The sequence below is a fragment of the Micromonospora sp. NPDC005707 genome (genome assembly GCF_040631005.1).
In the GTDB taxonomy this organism is placed as follows: domain Bacteria; phylum Actinomycetota; class Actinomycetes; order Mycobacteriales; family Micromonosporaceae; genus Micromonospora.
Genome location: NZ_JBEXYR010000032.1, coordinates 1 through 21,849, shown reverse-complemented (window position 1 = coordinate 21,849; position 21,849 = coordinate 1). Strand labels below are relative to the sequence as shown.

At 74.6% G+C, this 21,849-nt stretch carries 8 protein-coding genes; 5 read left to right on the top strand and 3 right to left on the bottom strand.

What is annotated here, in order from left to right:
- Positions 1–76 precede the first annotated feature (76 nt).
- Both ABZ452_RS32075 and ABZ452_RS32070 read left to right on the top strand, forming a co-directional pair.
- Positions 77–652, top strand: coding sequence for a helix-turn-helix domain-containing protein (locus ABZ452_RS32075; protein ID WP_357951112.1), 576 nt, complete (start codon positions 77–79; stop codon positions 650–652).
- On the top strand, positions 649–1,926 hold the full coding sequence (locus tag ABZ452_RS32070; RefSeq protein ID WP_357951110.1) for an MFS transporter: 1,278 nt from the start codon (positions 649–651) through the stop codon (positions 1,924–1,926). Before ABZ452_RS32075 ends, ABZ452_RS32070 begins: the two co-directional genes overlap by 4 nt.
- Before the next feature lie 168 nt (positions 1,927–2,094).
- On the opposite strand, the gene ABZ452_RS32065 is transcribed toward ABZ452_RS32070, so the two are convergent.
- Positions 2,095–4,740, bottom strand: a complete 2,646-nt coding sequence (locus ABZ452_RS32065; RefSeq protein WP_357951107.1) for a glycoside hydrolase family 3 N-terminal domain-containing protein — start codon at positions 4,738–4,740, stop codon at positions 2,095–2,097.
- A gap of 224 nt (positions 4,741–4,964) precedes the next feature.
- Here ABZ452_RS32065 and ABZ452_RS32060 point away from each other — a divergent pair, with 224 nt between their 5' ends.
- The 3 genes from ABZ452_RS32060 to ABZ452_RS32050 all read left to right on the top strand — a co-directional run bounded on the left by ABZ452_RS32060 (position 4,965) and on the right by ABZ452_RS32050 (position 7,741).
- Positions 4,965–6,209 carry a lectin gene (locus tag ABZ452_RS32060; RefSeq protein WP_357951104.1) on the top strand — a complete coding sequence of 415 codons (1,245 nt, stop codon included), beginning with the start codon at positions 4,965–4,967 and terminating at the stop codon, positions 6,207–6,209.
- A 136-nt stretch (positions 6,210–6,345) separates the two neighbouring features.
- Complete coding sequence (locus ABZ452_RS32055) at positions 6,346–6,885, top strand: GNAT family N-acetyltransferase (protein WP_357951102.1); 540 nt, start codon at positions 6,346–6,348, stop codon at positions 6,883–6,885.
- A 16-nt stretch (positions 6,886–6,901) separates the two neighbouring features.
- A complete protein-coding gene (locus ABZ452_RS32050; RefSeq protein WP_357951099.1) occupies positions 6,902–7,741 on the top strand; it encodes a PhzF family phenazine biosynthesis isomerase in 840 nt (279 codons plus the stop codon).
- A 51-nt stretch (positions 7,742–7,792) separates the two neighbouring features.
- Here the strand turns inward: ABZ452_RS32050 and ABZ452_RS32045 are convergent, their stop codons facing one another.
- The gene (locus ABZ452_RS32045; protein WP_357951096.1) at positions 7,793–17,458 is read right to left on the bottom strand and encodes a calcium-binding protein; all 9,666 of its coding nucleotides are present in this window, start codon (positions 17,456–17,458) and stop codon (positions 7,793–7,795) included.
- A gap of 240 nt (positions 17,459–17,698) precedes the next feature.
- On the bottom strand, positions 17,699–21,730 hold the full coding sequence (locus tag ABZ452_RS32040; protein WP_357951094.1) for a pentapeptide repeat-containing protein: 4,032 nt from the start codon (positions 21,728–21,730) through the stop codon (positions 17,699–17,701).
- Positions 21,731–21,849: the final 119 nt, after the last annotated feature.

Sequence of the window (21,849 nt, the reverse complement as noted above, 5' to 3'; positions counted from 1 at the left end):
CCCCCCCCGGCAGCTGATCGACCCTTTAATACAAGACTTCTTGTACATCACTCGTTGTGGGTCTAGCCTGGGCCGCATGGCGGACGAGCCGAACACCTTGAACCTCACCGATCCGAAGGCCATGCGGGCACTGGCCCACGAGACCCGGATCCGGCTCCTGGGCGAACTGCGCATCCGCGGCCCGCAGACCGTGGGCATGCTCAGCGAGGTCACCGGCGAGGCGGTCGGCTCGGTCAGCTACCACCTGGGCAAGCTGGCCGAGCACGGCTTCGTCCTGGAGGCGCCCGAGCTGGCCCGCAACCGCCGCGAGCGGTGGTGGCGGGCCGCGCACGAGCGCACCAACTGGGAGCCGGTGGAACTGCTCGACGACCCGGAGCGGCGGCTCGCCTCCGACCTGCTGCGCCGGGCCGTCCTCCAGCGCTACGTGGCCCGCTTCGAGGCCTACCTCGACGCCGAGGCGTCCCTCGACCCGGCGTGGGTGCGGGGCACCACGAGCAGCGACAGCTTCCTCCACCTGACCCCCGACGAACTCGTGGAGCTGCGCCGCGAGCTGTCCGAGCTGGGCGAGCGCTGGCAGGCCCGCAGCAACCCCGACCGGCCGGACGCGCGCACCGTCACGCTCATCTGGCAGGCCTACCGGGGGCCGCAGTGAGCCGCCGGTGGGCGCCCCTGGCCGGGCTGCTGACCGCGCACACGGTCTCGCTCACCGGCAACATGCTCACGCTGATCGCGCTGCCGCTCTACGTCCTCGCCGAGACGGGCTCCCCCGCCGCCACCGGTCTGGCCGGAGCGTTCGCCACCGCCCCGGTGGTGCTGGGCGGCGCCTTCGGCGGCGTCCTCGTCGACCGGATCGGCTACCGCCGGGCCAGCATGCTGGCCGACCTGGTCTCCGGCGTGACCGTCGCCGCCGTGCCGCTGCTGCACGCCACGGTGGGGCTGCCCTTCCCGGCGCTGCTCGGGCTGGTCTTCGTCAGCGGCCTGCTCGACACGCCGGGCCAGACCGCCCGCACCGCGCTGCTGCCCGAGGCGGCGGCCGCCGCCGGGGTGCCCATCGAGCGGGCCATCGGCTGGTTCGGCGCCACCGAGCGCGGCTCCCGCCTGATCGGCGCGCCGGTCGCCGGCCTGCTGGTCAGCGCGCTGGGCGCACTGCCGGTGCTGGCCGTCGACGCGGCCACGTTCGCCGTCTCGGCGCTGGTGGTGGCGGTCCTGGTGCCGGCGGGCCTGCAACCGTCCACCGAGGCCGACGCCCCTTCGGCCGGCTACTGGCGGGACTTCGCCGCCGGCCTGCGCTTCCTGGTCCGCGAGCCGCTGCTGCGCGCCATGGTGCTGCTGGTGCTGGTCACCAACCTCTTCGACGCCACCAAGAGCAACGTCCTGATGCCGGTCGTCGCCACCCGGGACCTCGGCGGGGCGGCCGCCTTCGGCCTGCTGGTCGGCGCCATGGGCGGCGGCGCGCTGGTCGGCTCGCTGCTGTTCAGCGCCATCGGGCACCGGCTGCCCCGCCGCGCCACCTTCGTCACGGCCTTCGCCATCTGCGGCGCCCCGCCCTTCTGGGCGCTCGCCGCCGCCCCGCCGCTGCCGGTGATCGCCGCGGTCTGCGTGGTGTCCGGTCTCGCCGCCGGCGCGATCAACCCGCTCATCGGCGCGGTCGAACTGGAGCGCGTCCCGGCCACCATGCGGGCCCGGGTCTACGGGGTGATCGGCGCGGGCGCCTGGGCGGCCATGCCGGTGGGCGCGGCCGGCGCAGGGCTGGCCGCCGACCGGTTCGGCACCACGGCGACCCTGGTCACCATCGGCGCCGGCTACCTGCTGGTGGTGCTCACCCCGCTGCTCGGCGGCCCGTGGCGGGACCTGCGCCGGCCGGCGCCGCCGGAACGGCCGCAGCCGGTCCGGTCCCCCACGCCCGCCGCCACCGGCGCGGAGTAACCCGGCCGCGCTGCCGCCCCGACGTGGGCCGGGTCGGCAGCCGCCCGGGCGTGGGCTGGCACCGCGCCGCGGCCCGGGCGTGGGCCGGGACCGCGCCGCGGCCCGATCGGCCGGGAGCGACGCCGGTCTCCCCGGCGGCGGTGCGGTCGGGGAGACCGGCGTGGCAGGTCAGGCGGCGACGCGTGCCAGCAGCGTGAACGCCCGCACCGGGTCGCCGGTGAGCTGGGCGTGGTCGGCGTCGGCGATCAGCGCCGCCCAGTTCTCCGGCGCGCTCCCCCGCACCACGGCCGCCTGCGCGGCGTCCCGGGCCACCCCGAGGACGGCTTCGACGAGCGCGCCGTCCCGGTGGTCGGCGCCGAGCTGCCGCCCGAGCCGGTCCAGCACCCGGGGGGCGTCGCGCAGCGAGCCGTCGGCGTTCCAGCCGGCCGGCGCGAGGGCCGCCCGCACCTGCGGCCGGTCGGCGGCCACCGCGGCGAGCCGGTCCCGGCCCGGGACGGTCCGCAGGCCCCAACCGAACGGGAACAGCGGCCGGTAGTCGGCGTCGCCGACGTTGACCGGCACCTGCGCCTCGTCCCGCGGCCAGCTCACCGGCAGTCGCCCCGTGAACGGACGGCGACCGAATAGCACGTCGGCCACCCCGGCGCCCTCGCTGCCCGGCAGCCACGACGCCACCAGGGCGTCGATCTCGCCGAGCTGGTCGGTGAGCACCTGCGGCCGGCCGGAGACCACCAGCACCACACAGGTCGGCAGCGCCGTGCAGACCTTGTCGACGACCGCCCGGTCGGCGGGCTGGAGCCGGAGCGACTTCTCCTCCTGCTGCGGCACGCTGCACCAGCCGCACTCCGGGCCGCCGACGTCGCCGTAGCCCTCCGCGTACGGGGTCTCGCCGACCACCACGACACCGACCTGGGCGCCGTCGGTGGGGGCCGAGGCGTCGGCGCTGTAGGTGACCCGGGCGCCGGGGGCGACCTGACGGATGCCGTCCAGGATGGACGTGCCGGGCACGGCGTCGGCGCCGGAGACGCCCTGCCAGGTGACCGTCCAGCCGCCGGCCTGGTTGCCGAGGTCGTCGGCGTTGCGCCCGGCCACGTAGAGCGCGGCGTTCCGGCGCAGCGGCAGGGCCCGCCCGCTGTTCTTCAGCAGCACCTGGGACTTGGCCACGGCCTCCCGGCCGACGGCCCGGTGCGCCGCGCTGCCGACCTGGTCCACGCCGGCCGCCGAGGCGTACGGGTGCTCGAACAGGCCCAGCTCGAACTTCTTGGTGAGGATGCGCCGTACGGCGTCGTCGATCCGGGCGGCGGGCACCCGGCCGGCGGTCGCCTCGGCGAGGAGCAGCTGCTCGAACTGCTCGGCGGTGTTGGGTTCCATGAACATGTCGGTGCCGGCGTTGACCCCGACCCGGACCTTGTACGCGGTCAGCCCGCCGTTGGTCGGCTCGGCGGGGTCGGGGATCTGGTGGATGCCCTCCCAGTCGGAAACCAGGAACCCGTCGAAGCCCAGCCGGCCCTTGAGCACGTCGGTGATCAGCTCGCGGTGGGCGTGCATCTTGGTCGGGTTGCCGAGCCCGTCCTCGGTCCAGTCCACGCTGGAGAAGGAGGGCATCAGGCTGCCCACCTTGTGGGCCCGCACGGCCGGCAGGTACGGGGCCAGGTCGACGCGGGCGAAGTGCTCCCGGTCGGTGACGGTGACGCCCTGGTCGATCGGGTACTTCTGCTCCCACCAGGGCTTGCCCTCGTTCGCGGCGGCCACGGCCTCGTCGTAGTCGGTGTCGCCGTCGCCCGCGTAGTGCTTCGCGGTGGCGAGCACCCGGTCGGTGTCGTCGAGCCGGCCGGGCCGGCCCTGGAGGCCGTCGATGATGGTCTCCATCGACACCACGAGCGCCGGGTCCTCGCCGAAGCTCTCGTAGCTGCGGCCCCACCGCTCGTCGCGGGACACGCAGAGGCAGGGCGCGAAGTTCCACGGGATGCCGGTGGCGCGTACCTCGGCGGCGGTGGCGTGGCCGACCCGCTCGACCAGCTTCGGGTCGCGGGTGGCGCCGAGCCCGACGTTGTGCGGGAAGACGGTGGCGCCGACGACGTTGCCGTGGCCGTGCACGGCGTCGATGCCGTAGATCAGCGGGATCTGGAGGCGGGTGCTCAGCGCCTGCGCCTGGAGTCCGTTGACCATCTCGACCCACGCGGCCGGGGTGTTGGTGGCGGGGGTCGAGCCGCCGCCGGAGAGCACCGAGCCGAGTTGCCAGCGGGCGACGGCGGCCGGGTCGTCGGCGACGGCCGCCCGCTCGGCCTGGGTCATCTGGCCGATCTTCTCGGTGAGGGTCATCCGGCCCAGCAGGTCGGCGACGCGCCGCCGCACCGGCAGCCGCCGGTCGAGGTACGGCAGGCCGTGCGCGTCGACCACCACGGTGGGCCGGGCCGCGACGGTGGCCCCGTCGGCGGCGAGGGCGAGCGGCACGGTCTCGGCGGTCTCCGCCGCGCCGTCCGCGCGCAGGGCGACCTCGACCGAGCGGGAGGCGCCGGACGGGCTGCCCGCCGGGAAGGTGAGCGTGCCGGAGGCGGCCGTGTAGTCGGCGCCCGGGGTGGCCGTGCCGGCGCCGGTGGCCCAGCGCACGGTGACCGCCGCGGCCAGGGGCCGTCCGTCGGAGGTGGACACCACGAGGTCCACCGGCACCCGGGTCCCCTCCGCCGCCGCGTAGACCGACCGGGCGGCGGTGACGGTGACCGTGCCGGCGTCGGCGGCCGCCGCGGGCGGGGCCGGCAGCAGCGCCACCACGAGGGCGCCGACCGCGCCGAGCGTGGCCTGTCTGGGCAGTCTCATCTCGCGCCTCCACACGGGACCGGTCGCCCGGTGCCCCGTCGGCCCGGATCCGCCCACGTCCCGGTTCCGGATCCTCCCGAACCGCATCGCATTACGTCAATGTTTCCGGCCGGTTCCGGAACTCGCCCGTCCCGCACGGGGAGCGCTCTCTTGACAGCTCCGAACTTCATTCATAACTTCATCGAAGCCTATCTTTATAGTTTGTTAACAGCAGGGAGGCATCCGTGCGCAGGATCCGTACCATCGCCGTCGCGGCCCTCGCGGCCGTGGGCCTCACGGCCGCGCTCGCCACCGTCACCGGCACCCCCGCCGCCGCCGCGCCCGGCGCGGTGACCTGGTCCGACGACTTCAACGGCGCCGCCGGGACGCCGCCGGACGCCAGCCGGTGGCGGTACGACACCGGCGGCAGCGGCTGGGGCAACAACGAGCTGCAGTACTACACCAACAGCACCCGCAACGCCGCGCTCGACGGCAACGGCAACCTGGTCATCACCGCCCGCCGGGAGAACCCGTCCGGCTTCTCCTGCTGGTACGGGAGCTGCCAGTACACCTCGGCCCGGCTGCTCACCAACGGCACGTTCAGCCAGGCGTACGGCCGCTTCGAGGCGCGCATCAAGATCCCGCGCGGGCAGGGCATCTGGCCGGCGTTCTGGATGCTCGGCAACGACATCGGCACCAACCCGTGGCCGAACAGCGGCGAGATCGACATCATGGAGAACATCGGCCGCGAACCGTCCACGGTGCACGGCAGCCTGCACGGACCGGGCTACTCCGGCGGCAACCCGCTGACCGGCCAGACCTCGCTGCCCGGCGGCCAGGCGCTCGCCGACGCGTTCCACACCTACACGGTCGACTGGGCGCCCGACTCGATCACCTGGTATCTGGACGGCGTCGCGTACTCCCGCAAGACGCCGGCCGACGCGGGCGGCAACCGGTGGGTCTTCGACCACCCGTTCTTCATGATCATGAACGTCGCGGTCGGCGGCAACTGGCCCGGCTCGCCGGACGGCAGCACCACCTTCCCGCAGACCATGACGATCGACTACGTCCGGGTCCAGGCCTGGGACAACGGCGGCGGCGGGGGCGGCGGCACCGGCGGGCAGATCGTCGGGTACGGCAACAAGTGCGTGGACGTGTCCGGCGCCAACACCGCCAACGGCACCGCGGTCCAGCTCTGGACCTGCAACGGCACCGCCGCCCAGCGGTGGACCTGGAACGCCGACGGCTCGGTCCGCGCCCTGGGCAAGTGCCTCGACGTCAGCGGCGGGTCGACCGCCGACGGGGCGAAGGTGCAGCTCTGGGACTGCAACGGCACCGGCGCCCAGCGCTGGGTGCTCAACGCCGCCGGCGACATCGTGAACCCCCAGGCCAACAAGTGCCTGGACGCCACGGGCGCCAGCTCCACCGACGGCACCCGCCTGCAAATCTGGACCTGCACCGGCGCCCCCAACCAAAAGTGGCGCCGCTGACCCACCCCCTCCAGTCGCGGTGATCATGAAGTTGTTGCCACCGGGAAGCGCAATCCGAGGCAACAACTTCATGATCGACGGGAGCGGGCGCGGGCGCGCGGGCCCCCGGGGCGGGGTGGGCGGGTCGGGATAGCGTGTGGGCCGGGTTCTTCTGGGGGTGGGCGTGGTGGAGGCCGGGAGCATTCGGACCGGGCGGTTGGATCTCCTGCCGTTGGGCGTGGAGCACGCCGCGGAGATGGCCGGTGTGCTGGGTGACCCGGCGTTGCACGCGTTCATCGGTGGGGCGCCGGCCGATCCGGCGGCGCTGCGGGAGCGCTATGAACGCCTCGTCGCCGGGTCGCCCGACCCGGCGGTCTCGTGGTGCAACTGGGTGATCCGGCTCCGCGACGAGGCGTGCCTCGTGGGCACCGTCCAGGCGACCGTCACCGGCCCGGTGCACGAGCGCGTCGCGGAGATCGCCTGGGTGGTGGGCACCCCGTGGCAGGGGCGGGGCATCGCCACCGAGGCGGCCCGCGGGCTGGTGGCCTGGCTCGGGCGGCACGAGGTGCGCACCGTCATCGCCCACATCCATCCGGAGCACCGGGCCTCCGCCGCCGTCGCCACCGGCGCCGGCCTGTCCGCCACCGACGTGGTGCACGAAGGCGAGATCCGGTGGACGGGGCCCGCCGGCGGCTGACGCGTACGGTGGCGCCATGACGGAAGTCCTGCGGTACGCCGCCTTCACCACCGACCCGTCGGCGGGCAACCCCGCCGGCGTGGTCCTCGACGCGGGCGCCCTGACCGACCCGGAGATGCAGGCCATCGCCGCCGACGTCGGATACTCCGAGACGGCGTTCCTCACCGCCGCCGGCCCCGGCGAGTTCGACGTGCGCTACTTCAGCCCGCAGGCCGAGGTGCCGTTCTGCGGTCACGCGACCATCGCCTCCGCGGTGGCCGTCGCCGAGCGTGCCGGCACCGGCGATCTGGTCTTCCGCACCCGGGCCGGCGAGGTCCGGGTGGCGACCGCCCGCGATGCCGACGGGCGGCCCACCGCGACCCTGACCAGCGTGGCGCCCTCCGACATCCCGGTGGCGGCGGACGACCTCGCCGAGGCGCTCGCCGCGCTGGACTGGGCCGCGGCGGACCTGGATCCGTCGCTGCCGCCCCGCGTCGCGTACGCCGGGGCGCACCACCTGATCCTGGCCGCGGCGACCCGGGAGCGGCTGGCCGCGCTCGACTACGACTTCGACCGGCTGCGTGACCTCATGCGGCGGCGGGACTGGACGACCGTGGCGCTGGTCCGGCGCGCCTCCGGCACGCGGTTCGACGTCCGCAACCCCTTCCCCGTCGGCGGCGTCGTCGAGGACCCGGCGACCGGCGCGGCGGCCGCCGCGCTCGGCGGCTACCTGCGTACCCATGGTCTGGTCGAACCGCCGACCACGCTTCATCTGCACCAGGGGGCGGACCTGGGCCGGCCGGGCCTGCTCGTGGTGGACGTGCCGGCCACCGGCGGGATCCGGGTGACCGGCAACGCCGTGGTGATGCCGGGCTGAGCACGCCGGGGCCCGGCCCCCCGAAGGAGAGCCGGGCCCCGGACGCGTCGCTCAGTCGGTGCAGGACGGTGTGTCGAAGTGCCCCGGCGTGCCGGGGAACGCCGGGCCGGACCCATGGTCCTTGTTGTCCCGCGGGTGGGTCAGGGCCAGCTCCAGGAAGGCCGACGTGCCGGCCGTGGTCACGTCGCTCGCGCCGCGACCGGCGCCGGTCGCCCAGGCCACCTGCCCGAGGAAGTTCTGCATGGCCGGGCTGTGCTGGCGGACGTCGTTGAACCCGCCGTACGCCGAGTTGCAGTGGGTGAACAGGTTGTAGGCGCCGTTCCAGTCGAGCAGCCGGTCACCGTTGTTCGGCCCGTTCTGCGTCACGTCGCCCTGGAGCACGTCCCGGTCCCAGCCGCCGTAGATCCAGTCGGTGCCGTGGTGGTGCTGGTTGTCGGCGAGGACATCGTTGTCCAGGTTCGTCGCCTCGAACCAGCGGCACGGGTCGACCGTGCCCGCGGCCAGGTCCACCGGCCAGGCCCCCGCCGCGCAGTTGTCCGGGTAGGAGCCACGCGGCCGGAAGTCCAGCAGGTCGGAGCCGAGCACCGCGGTGACGGCCGGGCCGCTGGTGGCGCCGGCGCCGCCGAACAGGTGGTCGACGTACTGGTCCTGGTTGCCCCGGGCGGCGGCGCTGAACACGCCGTTCACGAGGCACTGCGGGTTGGCCGCGTCGAGCACCGGGTCGCAGCCCTTGCCGCCCCAGAGCACGTCCGAGCCCTCGCCGCCGAAGACCTCGTCGCCGCCGCTGTCGCCGTTGGCCACGTCATCGCCGAAGCCGCCGTGGATGTTGTCCGCGCCGGCGCCACCCCGGATGAGGTCGGCCGCACCGGCGGTGAGCCCGGCGTGCGGCATGGGCGTCGAGGTGGCGCTGCCGATCCAGGCGTCGCCGTCGGTGTCGTGCAGCAGGTCCACCCGGCGGTCGTAGCCGCCGGCCCGGAACCCGGTGAACGACTCCTGCGGCACCGAGGACAGCGTCACGGTGAAGCCCAGCGCCGCCACGTCGTCGGCGTTGAGGAACTGGTTCACCACGCCGCCCCGGTCGCCGAGGATGGCGTCGCGGCCGTCCTCGCCGTGGAGGGTGTCCGCGCCCAGTTCGCCGAAGAGGTCGTCGTCCCCGGCGCCGCCCCGGATGAGGTCGTCGCCGTCCTGGCCCCAGACGCCGTCGTTGCCGGCGTCCCCGTAGAGCTGGTCGTTGCCGTAGGCGCCGGCCGGCTCGCAGGTGGCCTGGGCGGTGGTGCAGAACCGGGTGGACGGGCCGGGCAGCGCCGGGTCGTGCGTCCGGGCCGCCGTGGCGTCGGCCGGCACCGCGCCGGTCGGGTACCGCTCGGTGTAGACCCGCTCGACCGCCGTGCCGCCCGCCGTGGTGACCGTGCGCAGCAGCGAACCGTTGTCGCCGAGGAGCACGTCGTCGGCGCCGTTGCCCTCGACCACGTCAGCGGTGTCCCGGAACCCGGCGGCCGCGCTGCCGCCGATCAGGTCGTCCTGCCCGGCGGGCGCGCCGGCGCCGACCAGGTCGGCCGGTGCCCCCGGGTCGCCCGGCCAGCCCGGGTCGGGCAGCGGGGTGACCGTGGTCCGGCCCGCCGCCCCGAGGGCGGTGTCACCGCGCAGCGCGTCCGCGCCGCCGTTGCCCTCCAGGTAGTCGCCGTCACCGTCGCCGGTCAGCGCGTCGTCGCCGTCCTGGCCCCAGAGGGTGTCGACGCCGTCGCCGCCGCTGATCCGGTCCGCGCCGAACCGGTTGGCGGTGGCCGCCGCCCGGTCCAGCAGCACCACGATCCGCGGGCCGAACGGGTTGCCGTCCGCCCCGAGCCGGACCGTGACGGCCGTGGGCTGCTCACCGGGGAGCGGGCGCAGCACCGCGCCGTTGTCCCCGATGACCGCGTCGGAGCCGGGGCCGCCGAACAGGGCGTCCGCGGTGTCCGGCTGGCCCGTCGTGGTCGCCCCGGTCCCGTCGTACGCGGTGCTGGAGCCGCCGACCAGGTCGTCGTCGCCGGTGTCGCCCTCGACCCAGTCGGAGCCCGGGCCGCCCTCGGCGAAGTCCGCGCCCGCGTCCGCGTGCACCCGGTCCGGGCCGCCCTGGCCGAAGATCACGTCGTCGGCGTCGCCACCGGAGATCAGGTCACCGCCGCTGGTGCCGGCCGCCGGGGTGAACCCGAGGTCGAGCAGGGTGACCTTGCGCGACGGCACGGCGCGGGCCTGGGTGACCCGGGTCGCGTCGGCCGTGGCCGGCGCGAACCGGGCGTTGTCCCCGGCGATCAGGTCGGCGTCGCCGTCGCCGGAGAGCTGGTCCCCGGTGTCCGGCCGGCCGGTGCCGGCGACCGGCTCCTGGCTGGAGCCGCCCACGATCTCGTCCTTGCCGGAGCCGCCGCGGACCAGGTCGGCGCCGTTGTTGCCCTCCAGCTGGTCGTCCCCGCCGTCGCCGTCGACCCGGTCGTCGCCGAGCCCGCCGTACGCGACGTCGCCGTCCGGCCCGCCGGAGAGCACGTCCCCGGCGCCGGCCGCCGGCACGTTCCCGGTCAGGTCCAGCGGGTACGGCCCGACGTCGCCGATCCGCGGGGTGCCGTTGTCCCCGACGATCCGGTCGGCGCCCTCCTCGCCGTAGACGAAGTCCCGGCCGTCGGCCACGCCGGCCACCCGTCCGCCGCCGTAGAGCACGTCGTCGTCCGGGCCGCCGAGGACCTGGTCGTCGCCCTCGTCGCCCTCGGCGGTGTCCACGCCGGTGCCGCCGTACAGGCCGTCGTCACCGGTGTTGCCGAAGAGCAGGTCGACGCCGTCGTCGCCGTGCAGCTGGTCGACGCCCGGACCGCCCCAGGCCCGGTCGGCGCCGCCGCCCAGGTGCAGGGTGTCGTCGCCGAGCTGGCCGCACGCCCGGTCGTCGCCGCCACCGAGGTCGGCGCGGTCGTCGCCGCTGCCGGCGGTGACCACCTCGACCCCGGCCCCGCCGAGGATGAGGTCGGCCGAACCCTGGTCGGTCGGGGCCGGCTGGTCGCCGGCGAGGGTGGCGTCGGCGCAGGTCTCGGCGGTCAGTCGCCGGTCACCGAACACGATGGCCCCGCCGTCGCCGCCGACCACGTGGTCGCTGCCCAGGCCGCCCACGAGCAGCTTGGTCTGCGACTGGGTGTCGGCCGGCAGCGGCTGGTGGACGACCTGCCGGGCCGGGCCGTAACCGTCGGTGCCGTCGGGGTCCCCGACGCTCGACGGCTCGGCGATCACGTAGTCCTCGTCCGGGCCACCGAACAGCTCGTCGGTGCCGTAGCCGCCGACCAGCACGTCGTCGCCGCCGTAGCCGTACAGGTGGCCGGTCTGGCCGTTGGCCGAGTGGGACACGACCAGGTCGGTGCCGGCGCTGCCGTGCACGGTGTCCTGGCCGGAGCCGGTGTCGACTTTGTTGACCAGCCCGGCGTCGCCGCTGCCGACGGCGTCCGGGTCGGCCGGGACGCCGCTGCCGGCGGTGTGGATGGTGTCGTCGCCCCTGCCGCCGTTGAGGATGTCCGCGCCGGGCCCACCGACCAGGAGGTTCGTCCCGTTCGGGCGGTCGTCGAGGACCACGCCGACGATGTCGTCGCCGCCGTTGCCGTAGACGGTGCTGGCGCCGTGCCCGACGGTGACGTGGTCGTCCGCGCCGGTGGTCTCCTCGGTCGGTGCGGTGAGCTTCGTCCAGTCGACCAGGCCGGTGAGGCCCTTGTCCCCGACCGAGGTGTGCACGGTGGTCGTGCCGGGCCGGTCCACGGCGCCGAGGTCGCTGTCGCCGGCCACCACGTCGTTGCCGTCGCCGGTGGTGACGGTGTCCCTGCCGGCGCCGCCGGCCACCCGGCTGATCTGGCCGGCCGCCTCGGCGGTGACGATCACGTCGTCGCCGCCGCGGCCGTCCACCCAGGCCGGACCGGTGCCGGTGCGGATCTGGTCCCGCCCGTCGGAGCCGATGACCACGGCCGCCTTGTCGAACGCCGAGGTCCTCGTGCCGTCGCCGCCGGTGTCACCGTCGCCGAGCAGCAGCACCGACAGGGAAACCTTGTCGGCGTCGGCGACCTGGTAGCCCCGCCCGTCGACGACCACCCGGGTCAGGTTCGGGTCGAGGAACTCCTGCTTGCGCCCGAGCGCCTCCACCGCGAAGCCGTCGAAGTCGGCGTCGCCGTCGGCGAAGTGCACGGCGTACACCTTCACCACGTCGCCGGCGTAGGTGCCGGCGCCGTTGTCCCACGCCTTGTCCCCGCGCTGCTCCTTCTTGCCGAACTTGCCGGCGAAGACGACAAGGGTGTCCCCCACCGTGCCGCCCAGCTCGGGTGGCTTCGGTGTGCAGTCGGGTTGCGCCCGGAAATCGAGCAGGGTGGCGTCGACCAGGGTGAAGTCGAACGTCTTGGAGAACAGGAACAGGTCGATGGTGATGTAGACCTTGAGGAACACCGAGAGCTGCCCGCTCGTGGTGAAGAGGCAGACCGGGTTCACCAGCAGCGCCTGCAGGAACTCGCTGGTGCGGAACTTGCCGTCGTTGTTCGGGTCGTTCCAGCTGAACCCGACGGTGAGCCGGATGCCACCCTCGATGCCCGCCTTCACGATGAGCACGCTGACCTCGGCCCCGGCGGCGATCTCGCCGCGCAGGGTGACCACCGGGACGGCCTTGCCGGTGCTGTCGGCGGTCTTGAAGTAGAGGCCGTCGAGGAGGCTGACCGCGTCGAGGTCGGTGCCGTCGGTGGCGGCCTCCACGGCGTGCCGGATGCCCGCGGTGTCCAGGCCGGCGATGAACCGGGCGGTCACCGAGGCGCTGCCGGAGAGGGTGACCAGCACCGGCGGCGGGGCGTAGACCGGGCCGAACGACTGCCGCCAGCTGAACCCGAGCGACAGCGGCCCGGAGTCGAAGCTGACCAGCTCGACGTCCTGCCCCATGAGCAGCCCGAACAGCGAGCCCGGGTTGTCGAAGATCGGGAAGCTGAAGCCGGTCTTCTGGGCGTTGGACTTCCCGTCGGAGCCCGCGGCGAACAGCTTCTCCCCGTCGTCCCCGGCGGCGGTGTCCACCGCGGACTTCACCTCGTCAGCGGACTTCGCGCTGGTGAACGGGTCGTCCCGCTTGATCAGGCTCTCCGCCGACGCCGGGGAGGCCTCGGTGGTGAGCGCCTTCGCCGGGTCGACCAGGAACTGGCCGAGCGGGATCGAACAGCCGGCGTCGCAGTCCGGTATCCGGTTCACGAAGGTGATCACCGCGCGGACGGTGTCGATGAAGTCGAGCTTCGGGCCGCCGGTGAGGGTGCTGAACGTCTTGGCCAGCCAGACCAGGGTGATGTCCGGCCCGCCGGTGGCCTTCGACAGGTCCGACAGCACCGGGATCGGCGCGTACAGGGTGTCGATGACCGGCTGGAGCGGGCCGGTGACCGCCTTGAGCTTCTCCACCACCGGCTTGAGGATCTTGCTGAAGAAGGCGCCGGCGTCCAGCGCGATGTCGGTGAACGTCACCTGGAGCGGGGTGGTGACCCCGCCGCCGGTGGCGCTCAGCCCGCCCTGCTTGTGCTCCAGGCCCCACTTCAGCCCGAAGCGGGCGCTGATGCCGGGCAGCGCGGAGCCCACCTCGTCGCCCGTGTTGACCGCCGCCGCCAGCTTCCAGTCGATGTTCACCTGGGCCGTGAGGTCGGTGGCGAGCAGGGAGCCCAGGTCGGCGAACTCGGCGAGGGTCAGCTTCGCGTCGGCGTCGGCCGCGCAGTCCGCGGCGACCGTCGGGTCGAAGCAGCTCTTCTCCCCCGGCGCGCCCTTCAGGTCGACCCCGAAGTACGCCCGCACCAGCGGCGCGGTGCCCTGCTTGGTGGCGTTCACCTGGATGAAGGCGAGCTGGGCGGCCAGGTCACCGGTCATGTCGAAGGTGGCGCCGATCTGCACCTCGGGGGCCGTGTCCCCGTCGTGGGTGGGGACGTAGAAGCCCTCGTCCCGGTCGAGGACCAGGTCAAGGTGCAGCTTCCAGCCGAGCTTGGCCTGGATGCCGTCGGGCGCGCCCTTCTTGGCCTTCAGCGACAGGCCGGGGATGCCCAGGTCGAGCGGGACGTTGACACCGAGGCATGTGTCGCTGTCGCTCGCGTCGGTGCAGCCGGCCGCGGCCGAGGGCGCCCCGCGCGAGGCGGACAGCTTGATCCGGATGGACTGGAAGTCCTCCGGCTGGCAGGGGGTGGCCACCCCGCTGCGGCAGCCGACCACCGCGCTCACGCCCGGGTCGAGGTCGGCCAGCACGTCGTTGAGCGCGGTCTGCATGCCGGCGCTGTCCAGCGTGGCGTTCGCCAGCACCGGGCCGATCGCCGCCTTGACGTCCGCGCGCAGCTGGGCGACGAACTTCTGGCCCTGCTGCAGGTCGTCGCCGACCAGCGGCAGCTTGCCGTCGAAGCTGGCCAGCCGCAGCGCCTCCTCCACCTTGGCCAGGTAGCCGTCGATGCCGACGTTGAAGTCGGTCAGCTTCAGCGACAGGTTGGCGAAGCAGGAGGTGAGGTCCGGCGTCTGCGCGTGGGGCGCCAGGTCCAGCCCCATGGTGAAGGTGAGCAGGTTGGTGGCGTCGGCGGGTTCGCAGTTGTTGACGAACAGCGGCGCGCGGGCACAGATCGGCGTCGTGTCTCCGCCGACCCCGCCGCCGCAGTCCACGCCCGCCGTGGTGAACGTCGGCGTCAGGCCGAGCAGGTCGGTGACCGGCCCGTCGGCGGCGAGCCCGCCCAGGCCCACGCTGAGGTTCGCCTTGACGGTGGCGAAGTCGGGGTCCTTGCCGAGGTCGAGGGCGAGCGGGCCGACCCGGGCGGCCAGGGCGGCGTCGTCGACCCCGCCCTTGACGGTCACCTTGGCCGAGGAGTTCTTGTCCAGCAGCGGCGCCGCGTTGAGCTTCAGCGGCAGCAGCAGGCCCAGTTTGGCCTGGGCGTCCACGTCGAGGGCGAAGGTGCCGGAGCTGTCCAGGCTGACCAGCTCGCGGGCGCCGTCCCAGGCGAAGGCGAGCGGCCCGGCGGTGCGCACGTTGCGCTTCCAGTCCAGCCCGACCCGCAGGTACGGGCCGCCGGCCCGCTCGTCGAGCGTGAACTGGATCCCGCTGTCCTCGCCGATCGCCTTGTTGAGCTGGTCGAGGGCGTCCTGGAGGGTGTCCGGGGGCGCGGCGAGCAGCTTGTCCAGCGCGTCGGCCAGCTCGGGCCGCAGCGCGTACGCCGTGCCGTCCGCGGGCTTCGGCGTGCCGGCCGCGTCGACCCGCAGGGTCTGGCCGTCCACCCGCTCCAGCACCCGGTACGCCTTGCTGCCGATCACCAGGGTCCGCCCGGCCAGTCGCGGGTCGAAGCCGGCGTCGCCGCTGCGGTTGGTGTCCTTGAGCAGGAAATTCGCGCCGTCCGCGGTGAACGTGACGCCCTTGCCCACGCCGCTCTCGTCCGCGCCGAGCAGTTCCCGGGCCGAGCGGCCGAGCAGCGGGATCTCGGTGTTCAACGGCCCGCTGCCGCCGCCGGGCTGGGTGAGGGCGGCGTTCACCAGTCGCAGGGCCTCGACCACGACCGCGAAGAGGGCCTTCGGGTCGTCCGGGTTGAAGTCGACGGCGAAGATGCCGTCGAGGCTGCTGGTGTCCACCACCGGCTGCTCGCCGGCCTTCCAGCTGACGTCCACGCCGACGCCCTGGCCGAGGGCGCCGGTGGCGCCCGGCACGCTGACCGTGACGCGGCCGGTGGTCTTCACCGAGGAGGAGACGGCGAGCAGGTCGCCCGGTGCGGACTGCAACCGGCGGAACAGCTCGCCGAGGCTGATGTCCTGCGCCTGCTTGAAGCTGACCTGGAGCATCCGCTGCCCGCTCGCGGCCGGGCCGACCGTGAGGTCACCGCCGAGCTTGACCTTGAGGAAGCCGGCGGTGGCGAAGAAGTCGACGCCGGTGGCGATCGGGAAGTCGGCGGCGAACAGCGGCGTGGCCGGGTCGGTGCGCAGCAGCACCCGGTCCGCGTTGGCCTCCGGGCTGCCGAGGTCGTCGCGCAGGTCGAGCACGAGCGTGACCGCCGCGCTGTAGCGGGGCTTCACCGTGGCGAAGCTGGCCTGGGCGTTGGCGGCCCGCAGGCCGACCTTCTTGTCCCCGCCGGCCGGCTTGGTGAGCGTGCCGGCCAGCTCGACCGCACCGATGTTGGGGCTGGAGCCGCTGATCACCCAGACGCTGTCCGGGCCGGGCTGCCCGCCGATCCAGTTCTCCGCCAGGGTGACCGTGGTGGCGGTGTTCGCGGCGATGGTGCCGGCCGAGGTGCCCGCCACGACCCGCTGGCCGACCAGCTCGTCGGGGGTGAACCGGTTCCCGTCGACGCTGAAGCCCTTGGCCGTGAAGGTGGCGTCGCGGCCGGAGACCGAGGCGGCGCCCGGGTCCAGCGGCACCGCCACGGTGGACTCCCGCTCCAGCTTCACCCGGAAGACGAGCTTCTCGCCGGCGAAGGACAGGTTGTCGACCGGCAGCCCCTCGGCGGCGAGCAGCGCCACGAGCTGCTGGATCGAGCTGAACTTCGGCTGACCGGCCTTGGCCGGGTCGTCGGTGGCCGGGTCGAACCCCGGGTCGTCCGGCTTGGGGTGCACGTACTTCTTGAGGAAGCCGGTGAGCTTCTCGTTGACCTTCACGGCGTCGGCGAAGGTCCCGCGCAGGAAGGGCAGGCTCAGGTTGCCGGCCGGCCCGCTCTGCTGCACCCCGCTGAGCAGGGTGGCGAGCTGGGCCAGCCCGGAGGCCAGGTCCAGCGGGCTCATGTTCCGGAACTTGGCGATGGTCTCGTCGAGGCCGGTGGTGGTGACGGTCGGGCTGCCCACGCTGATGTCGTTCCAGTCGACCTTCACGGTGGCGGCGACGGCGGGCAGGTCGAACGGGGCGCCGGCGGTGGCCGCGCCGAGGTTCACCTGGCCGTGCACGGAGCCGGGGCCGGGCTCGCTCTCGGTGTCGGAGATCCGGCCGCCGCCGGAGTTGTCCAGGGCGACCTGGACCAGCCCGCCGAGGGAGCCGGCCGCCCCCAGCTCACCGGTCCCGGCTCCCGCGCCGGTGTCGAAGGCGAGCCGGCCGTCGCCGTTGGGGTCGGTGACGGTGACCTTGACGTGGGTACGGGCGGCGAGGGTGCTGCCGGCGGTGAGCGTGACGCCGAGGATGCCGACCGAGGCGGTGGCCTGGTCCAGGTCGGCGCGGAGGTTCGCCGCGGCGTCGATGTCGAGGCGTGGGGTGTCCCCGTCGCGGACCAGGTAGGTCTCCCCCGCGGCGGTGTGCCGGGCCCGCAGGTGCAGGGTCGCCCAGCCGGTGACGTCGACCGCCTTGGCGACGGTCACCCCGCCGACCGCCAGGTCCTTGGCGGTGACCTGCCGCTTGGTGGTGACCACCACGTCGAGCAGGTGGTCGCCGCCGCTGGTGGTGACCGTGCTGGTCAACCGGGTGCCGCCGCCGAGGTCCACGTCGTCCTTGGTCAGGCCGTCGGCCAGCGCGTCGGACGCCTTGCGGGCGAGCTTGTCGGTGTCCACGAGCGCGCCCGGGCTGACGCCGAGCAGCGGCAGCGGCTGGCCGAGCAGGCCGACCCGGGACAGCCCACCCTCGGCCCAGGTGGCGGTGCGGGACATCAGGGTCTTGAGCGCGCTTTCCCACGCCTCGTCCGCGTGGGCCGGCGCCGCCGTCCACACCAGGGCGAGCGCGGCGGTCACCACCGCCGCGGTCAGGCCGGCGAGCAGCCGCCGTAGAGCCACCATGAGCCACCTCTTCCTCGATGGCCGTCACCGACGGCGCTGGTCCCGCGCCAGCACATCGATCGCGGAGGAGACTCACAACTTCTGTGTCGAGATCGTGACACAGCGTCAAACTGATCGGCTCAGGTCATTTCGCCGAGTGTCGTGATCGGACTGAGCAGCCAGCCAGAACCCGTCGAGGCGTGTAACGAAACGGCCGGCGCCGGCGCTGGTAAGGGTCACCTCGCGCGAGCGCCGGCCGGCTCAGAACGGGGCGTCCACGGACAGCCGCCGCACCTGGGTCAGGTACGGATCCAGCTCGCCCACCTCGAACCGGCAGGTGCCGATGACGTGCCAGAACTGGCCGCCCGGGTCGCCGTCCAGCTTGTACCGGCCGTCCGGGCTGACCGCCGCCCAGCCGTCGGGCAGGCCGATCAGGGTGGCCCGGAGCTGGGCGTGCTCCGGGTCGGCCACGTCCCACAGCCGCACGGTGCCGTCGTCGCCGGCGCTGGCCAGCAGGCTGCTGTCCGGGCTGAACGCCACCGACCAGACCCGCCGGGTGTGTGCCGCCAGCGTGCCGTGCAGCCGGCCGGTGCCCGGGTCCCAGAGCCGGATGACCAGGTCGTCGCCGGCGGTGGCGAGCAGGTTGCCGTTGGGGCTGAACGCGCAGGACCACAGCCGGCCGGTGTGCTCGGTGAGCACCGTGCGCCGCTCGCCGGTGAGCGCGTCCCAGACCACGGCGACGCCGTCGTTGCTGGCGCTGGCGAGCAGCGTCCCGTCGGTGTTGAAGGACACCGCGTACACCCGGTCGGTGTGGTGTTCGAGGGTGAGCCGGCAGGTCGCGGTGGCCGCGTCCCAGAGCCGGACGAGCTGGTCGTCGCAGCCGGTGGCGATGGTCTCGCCGTCCGGGCTGAACGTCATGGCGCGCACCCGGCCCCGGTGCGGGGTGAGGGTGGCGAAGTGCCGGCCGGTACGCCTGTACCACAGCCGCACGGTGTCGTCGTCGTTGGCGGTGGCGAGGGCGTCGCCGTCGGGGCTGAACGCGGTCGCCCAGACGTGGTCGGTGTCCACGTTGAGTTCCCGCTCGTCCAGGCCGGTGTCGGTGTTCCACAGGTGCACGCCGCCGTCGCCGCTCGGCGCGGCGACCAGCGACTCGCCCGGGCAGAAGACGGCCGAGAGCAGCCGGTCGGCCGGGCTGGCGAGCTGGCGGACCAGCCGGCCGGTGCGCGGCTCCCAGAGCCGGACCACGCCGTCGTTGCCGCAGGCCGCCAGGACCTCGCCGTCGTCCCGGAAGGACAGCGCGGTTACCCGCCGCCCATGCCCCCGCAGGGTGTGCTGGAGCTGCCCGGAGCGTACGTCCCACAGCCGGGTGGTGCCGTCGTTGCTGCTCGTCGCCACCTGGGCCTGGTCAGGCCGCCAGACCACCGGCCAGACCGAGCCGCGGTGCCGGGTCAGCTCGTGGCGCGGCTGGCCGTCGGCGCTGTCCCAGATCTGGATCGCCCCGTCGCTGGCCGCGGTGGCCAGCAGGCTTCCGTCACCGTTGAACCGGACGCTGTAGATCGCGCCGCGCTGCCGGCCGAGCACCCGCACCGGCCGGCCGGTCTCCAGCTCCCAGAGCCGCAGCGCGCCGTGGGTGTCGCCGGTCGCCATCAGCGTGCCGTCGGGGTGGATGTCGAGGGCGTACACGTCGGCCTCGTGGCCGCGCGGCTGGCGCAGCAGCTCGCCGTCGATGGCCCGGCGGATCCAGACCCGGCCGTGCTGGCCGACGGCGGCCAGCAGCCGGCCGTCCGGGCTGTGCACCACCCGGTAGACCACCTCCGGTTCGCGCACCTCGAACGCGAGCCGGCCGGAAGGGATGTCCCAGCCCCGCACCACGCCGGCGCTGTCGACCACCACGACCCGCCGGCCGTCCGGGCTGAACGAGGTGCCCCAGATCGGGGCCGCGTGGCCGGGCCACTCCTGCCGCAGCCGGGCGGTCCGGGTGTCGTAGAGCCGGACCACGCCGGCCGCGTCGCCGACCACCAGCCGGCCCCGCTCGCCGTCGGTGAGCAGCGGCCACACCCAGCCGTCGAAGACGTCCTCGATGACGTGCCGCACGTCGCCGTGGTCGGCGTCCCAGAGCCGTACGGTGAGGTCGGCCGCCCCGGTCACCAGCTGGTGCGAGGCGGCGTCGAAGCGGACCGCGTAGACCCGGCCCCGGTGGCCCTGGAGGGTACGCACCGGCAGCCCGGCCGCGGTGTCGCAGATGAGCACACCACCGTCGTCGCTGCCCACCGCGAGCACCGCCCCGTCCGGGCTGTACGCCACCGGCACCGGCAACCGGCCCACCTCGAAGCCGTACGCGACGCCCACGGCGGGCGGGGCGAGGCCCGGCGCGACCGGACGGCCCGGGGCGACCACGGCGCCGCGCAGTTCCGGCGCGCGCAGCAGCGCCGCGTCGGCGCTCACGTCGATGAGCGCCGTGCGGTGCCACCTGCTGCCGGCGATCCGGGCGCCGCGCAGGTCGGCGCGGAACAGCCGGGCGCCGGCCAGCTCCGCGTCGCGCAGGTCGGCTCCGGCGAGGCGGGCCTGGTCCAGGCGGGCGCCGCGCAGCCGGGCGTGCTCCAGCCGCGCCTCGGTGAGGTTGGTGGCGACCAGCCGGGTGTCGGTCAGGTCGGCGCCGGTCAGGTCCGCCCCGGCGAGCTCCCGGTGGGACAGGTCCTCGCCGCGCAGCACCGCGCCGCGCAGGTCGGCCCGGTCGGGCAGCCGCAGCCGGGCGCTGAGCCGCAGCGCGTTGGCCCGGACGGTCTCGCCGGCCGCCTCGTCACCCAGCACCCGGGCGGTCCAGGCGGTGCAGCGCCCCGGGTCGGCGAGGTCGCCGAGGAACTCCACGGTCAGCGCGGACAGCGGGCGCACCGCCAGCACGGCCGGCTCCTCCCCCCGGTTGAGCTGCGCGGCGACCCCCTCGGCGACCAGCCACTCCATCACCGAGGTGTGGATGAACCCGAACAGCCCGTCGTCGGTGCGGACCAGCAGGCTGCCGGCGCCCACCGCGTGGAGCGCCTGCGGCCCGGACAGCCGGGAGTCGGCCAGCCCGGCGAGCTGGCCGGCGGCCTCGGCCAGCTCGGCCAGCCGCAGGTAGGACTCGCCGCTCTCCCAGAGCTGGAAGGCCAGCCGGCTCACCGCCTGCCACAGCTCGGGCCGGCGCAGGCTGACCGGGGCGCCCGGGATGCCCTGGGTGCGCCGCTCCTCGAAGTCCAGCCAGGACTCCAGGATCTCCCGGTAGAGCGCCGCCGCGCTGAACGTGCCGCCCGCGCCCGCCACGGCGGCCAGCCGCCCCTCGTCGAGGTTGGCGATGAACCCGAGCATCCGCGGGTTGCGGGAGAGGCCGAGCAGGTCCTTCACGCCGGCCAGCAGGTCCAGTCGCTCGCGGGCGGCCCGCTCGTCGCCGCCGTAGCGGTTGCGCAGGAAGGTCTCGATCTGGCCGGGGGTGAAGTCCTCGATGGCCAGCACCCGGCGGTGCGGCAGCAGGCCCACCCGCTCGCCGAGGGCGGTCAGCACCTGCGAGTTGGTCTTGAAGTGCTGGGTCCGGCTGCTCACCACGATCTTCGCGTGGCCCTCGGCCGCCTGGAGCAGCGTCTCCAGGTGGTCGGCGGCCCGGTCGTAGGTCACCCGGGCGACCAGCTCGTCGAAGCCGTCGAAGAGCAGCACGATCCGCCCCTGGCGGAGCATGTAGCGGAACGCCTTGAGGTCGATCACCTGCTCGCCGTGGTTGGCCAGGTGCGCGGCCACGAGCCCGTCGACCGAGTGCGCCTTGTCCAGCGCGCGCAGCTCCACCAGGATCGGGATCAGGTCGGGGGCGGCCGTGGGCAGCCGGCGGGCCACCTCGCGCAGCGCGAAGGTCTTGCCCCGGCCGAAGTCGCCGAGCACCAGCACGAACCGGCCGTCCGGCGCGGAGATGAGCTCCAGCAGCTCGTCGACCACGTCCTCGCGGACCCGCTGGTCGGCGCCGACCAGGTGCCGGTAGCGCTGCGGCACGTACTGGCCCGGCGGGTAGAGCCGGTCGGCCTGCAGGCGGGCGGTCTGCGCGGCGACGTAGTCGCGCAGGTCGAGCAGGCCCTGGAACTCGGTCAGGTGCAGCAGCCGCACCCCCCGCCGCTGCGCCGCCTCGGCCAGCCCGCGCGGCACCCGGTCGCCGTCGTAGACCAGCTCGGACGGGATGTCCGGGTCGGTGGCGTGCACCCGCCGGGCGAAATGGTCGACGTCGGCCGGGAACGGGGTGCCCACGTGCGCCCCGACCCGCTGCTGCCGGACCACCCCGTCCGCGCGGTAGGTGACGTAGAGGTGCGGCGGGGGGGGCGCGCCCCCCCCCCCCCCCCCCCCCGGGGGGGGGGGCGCGCCCCCCCCCGCGGGCCGGGGGGGGGGGGGGGGCCGGC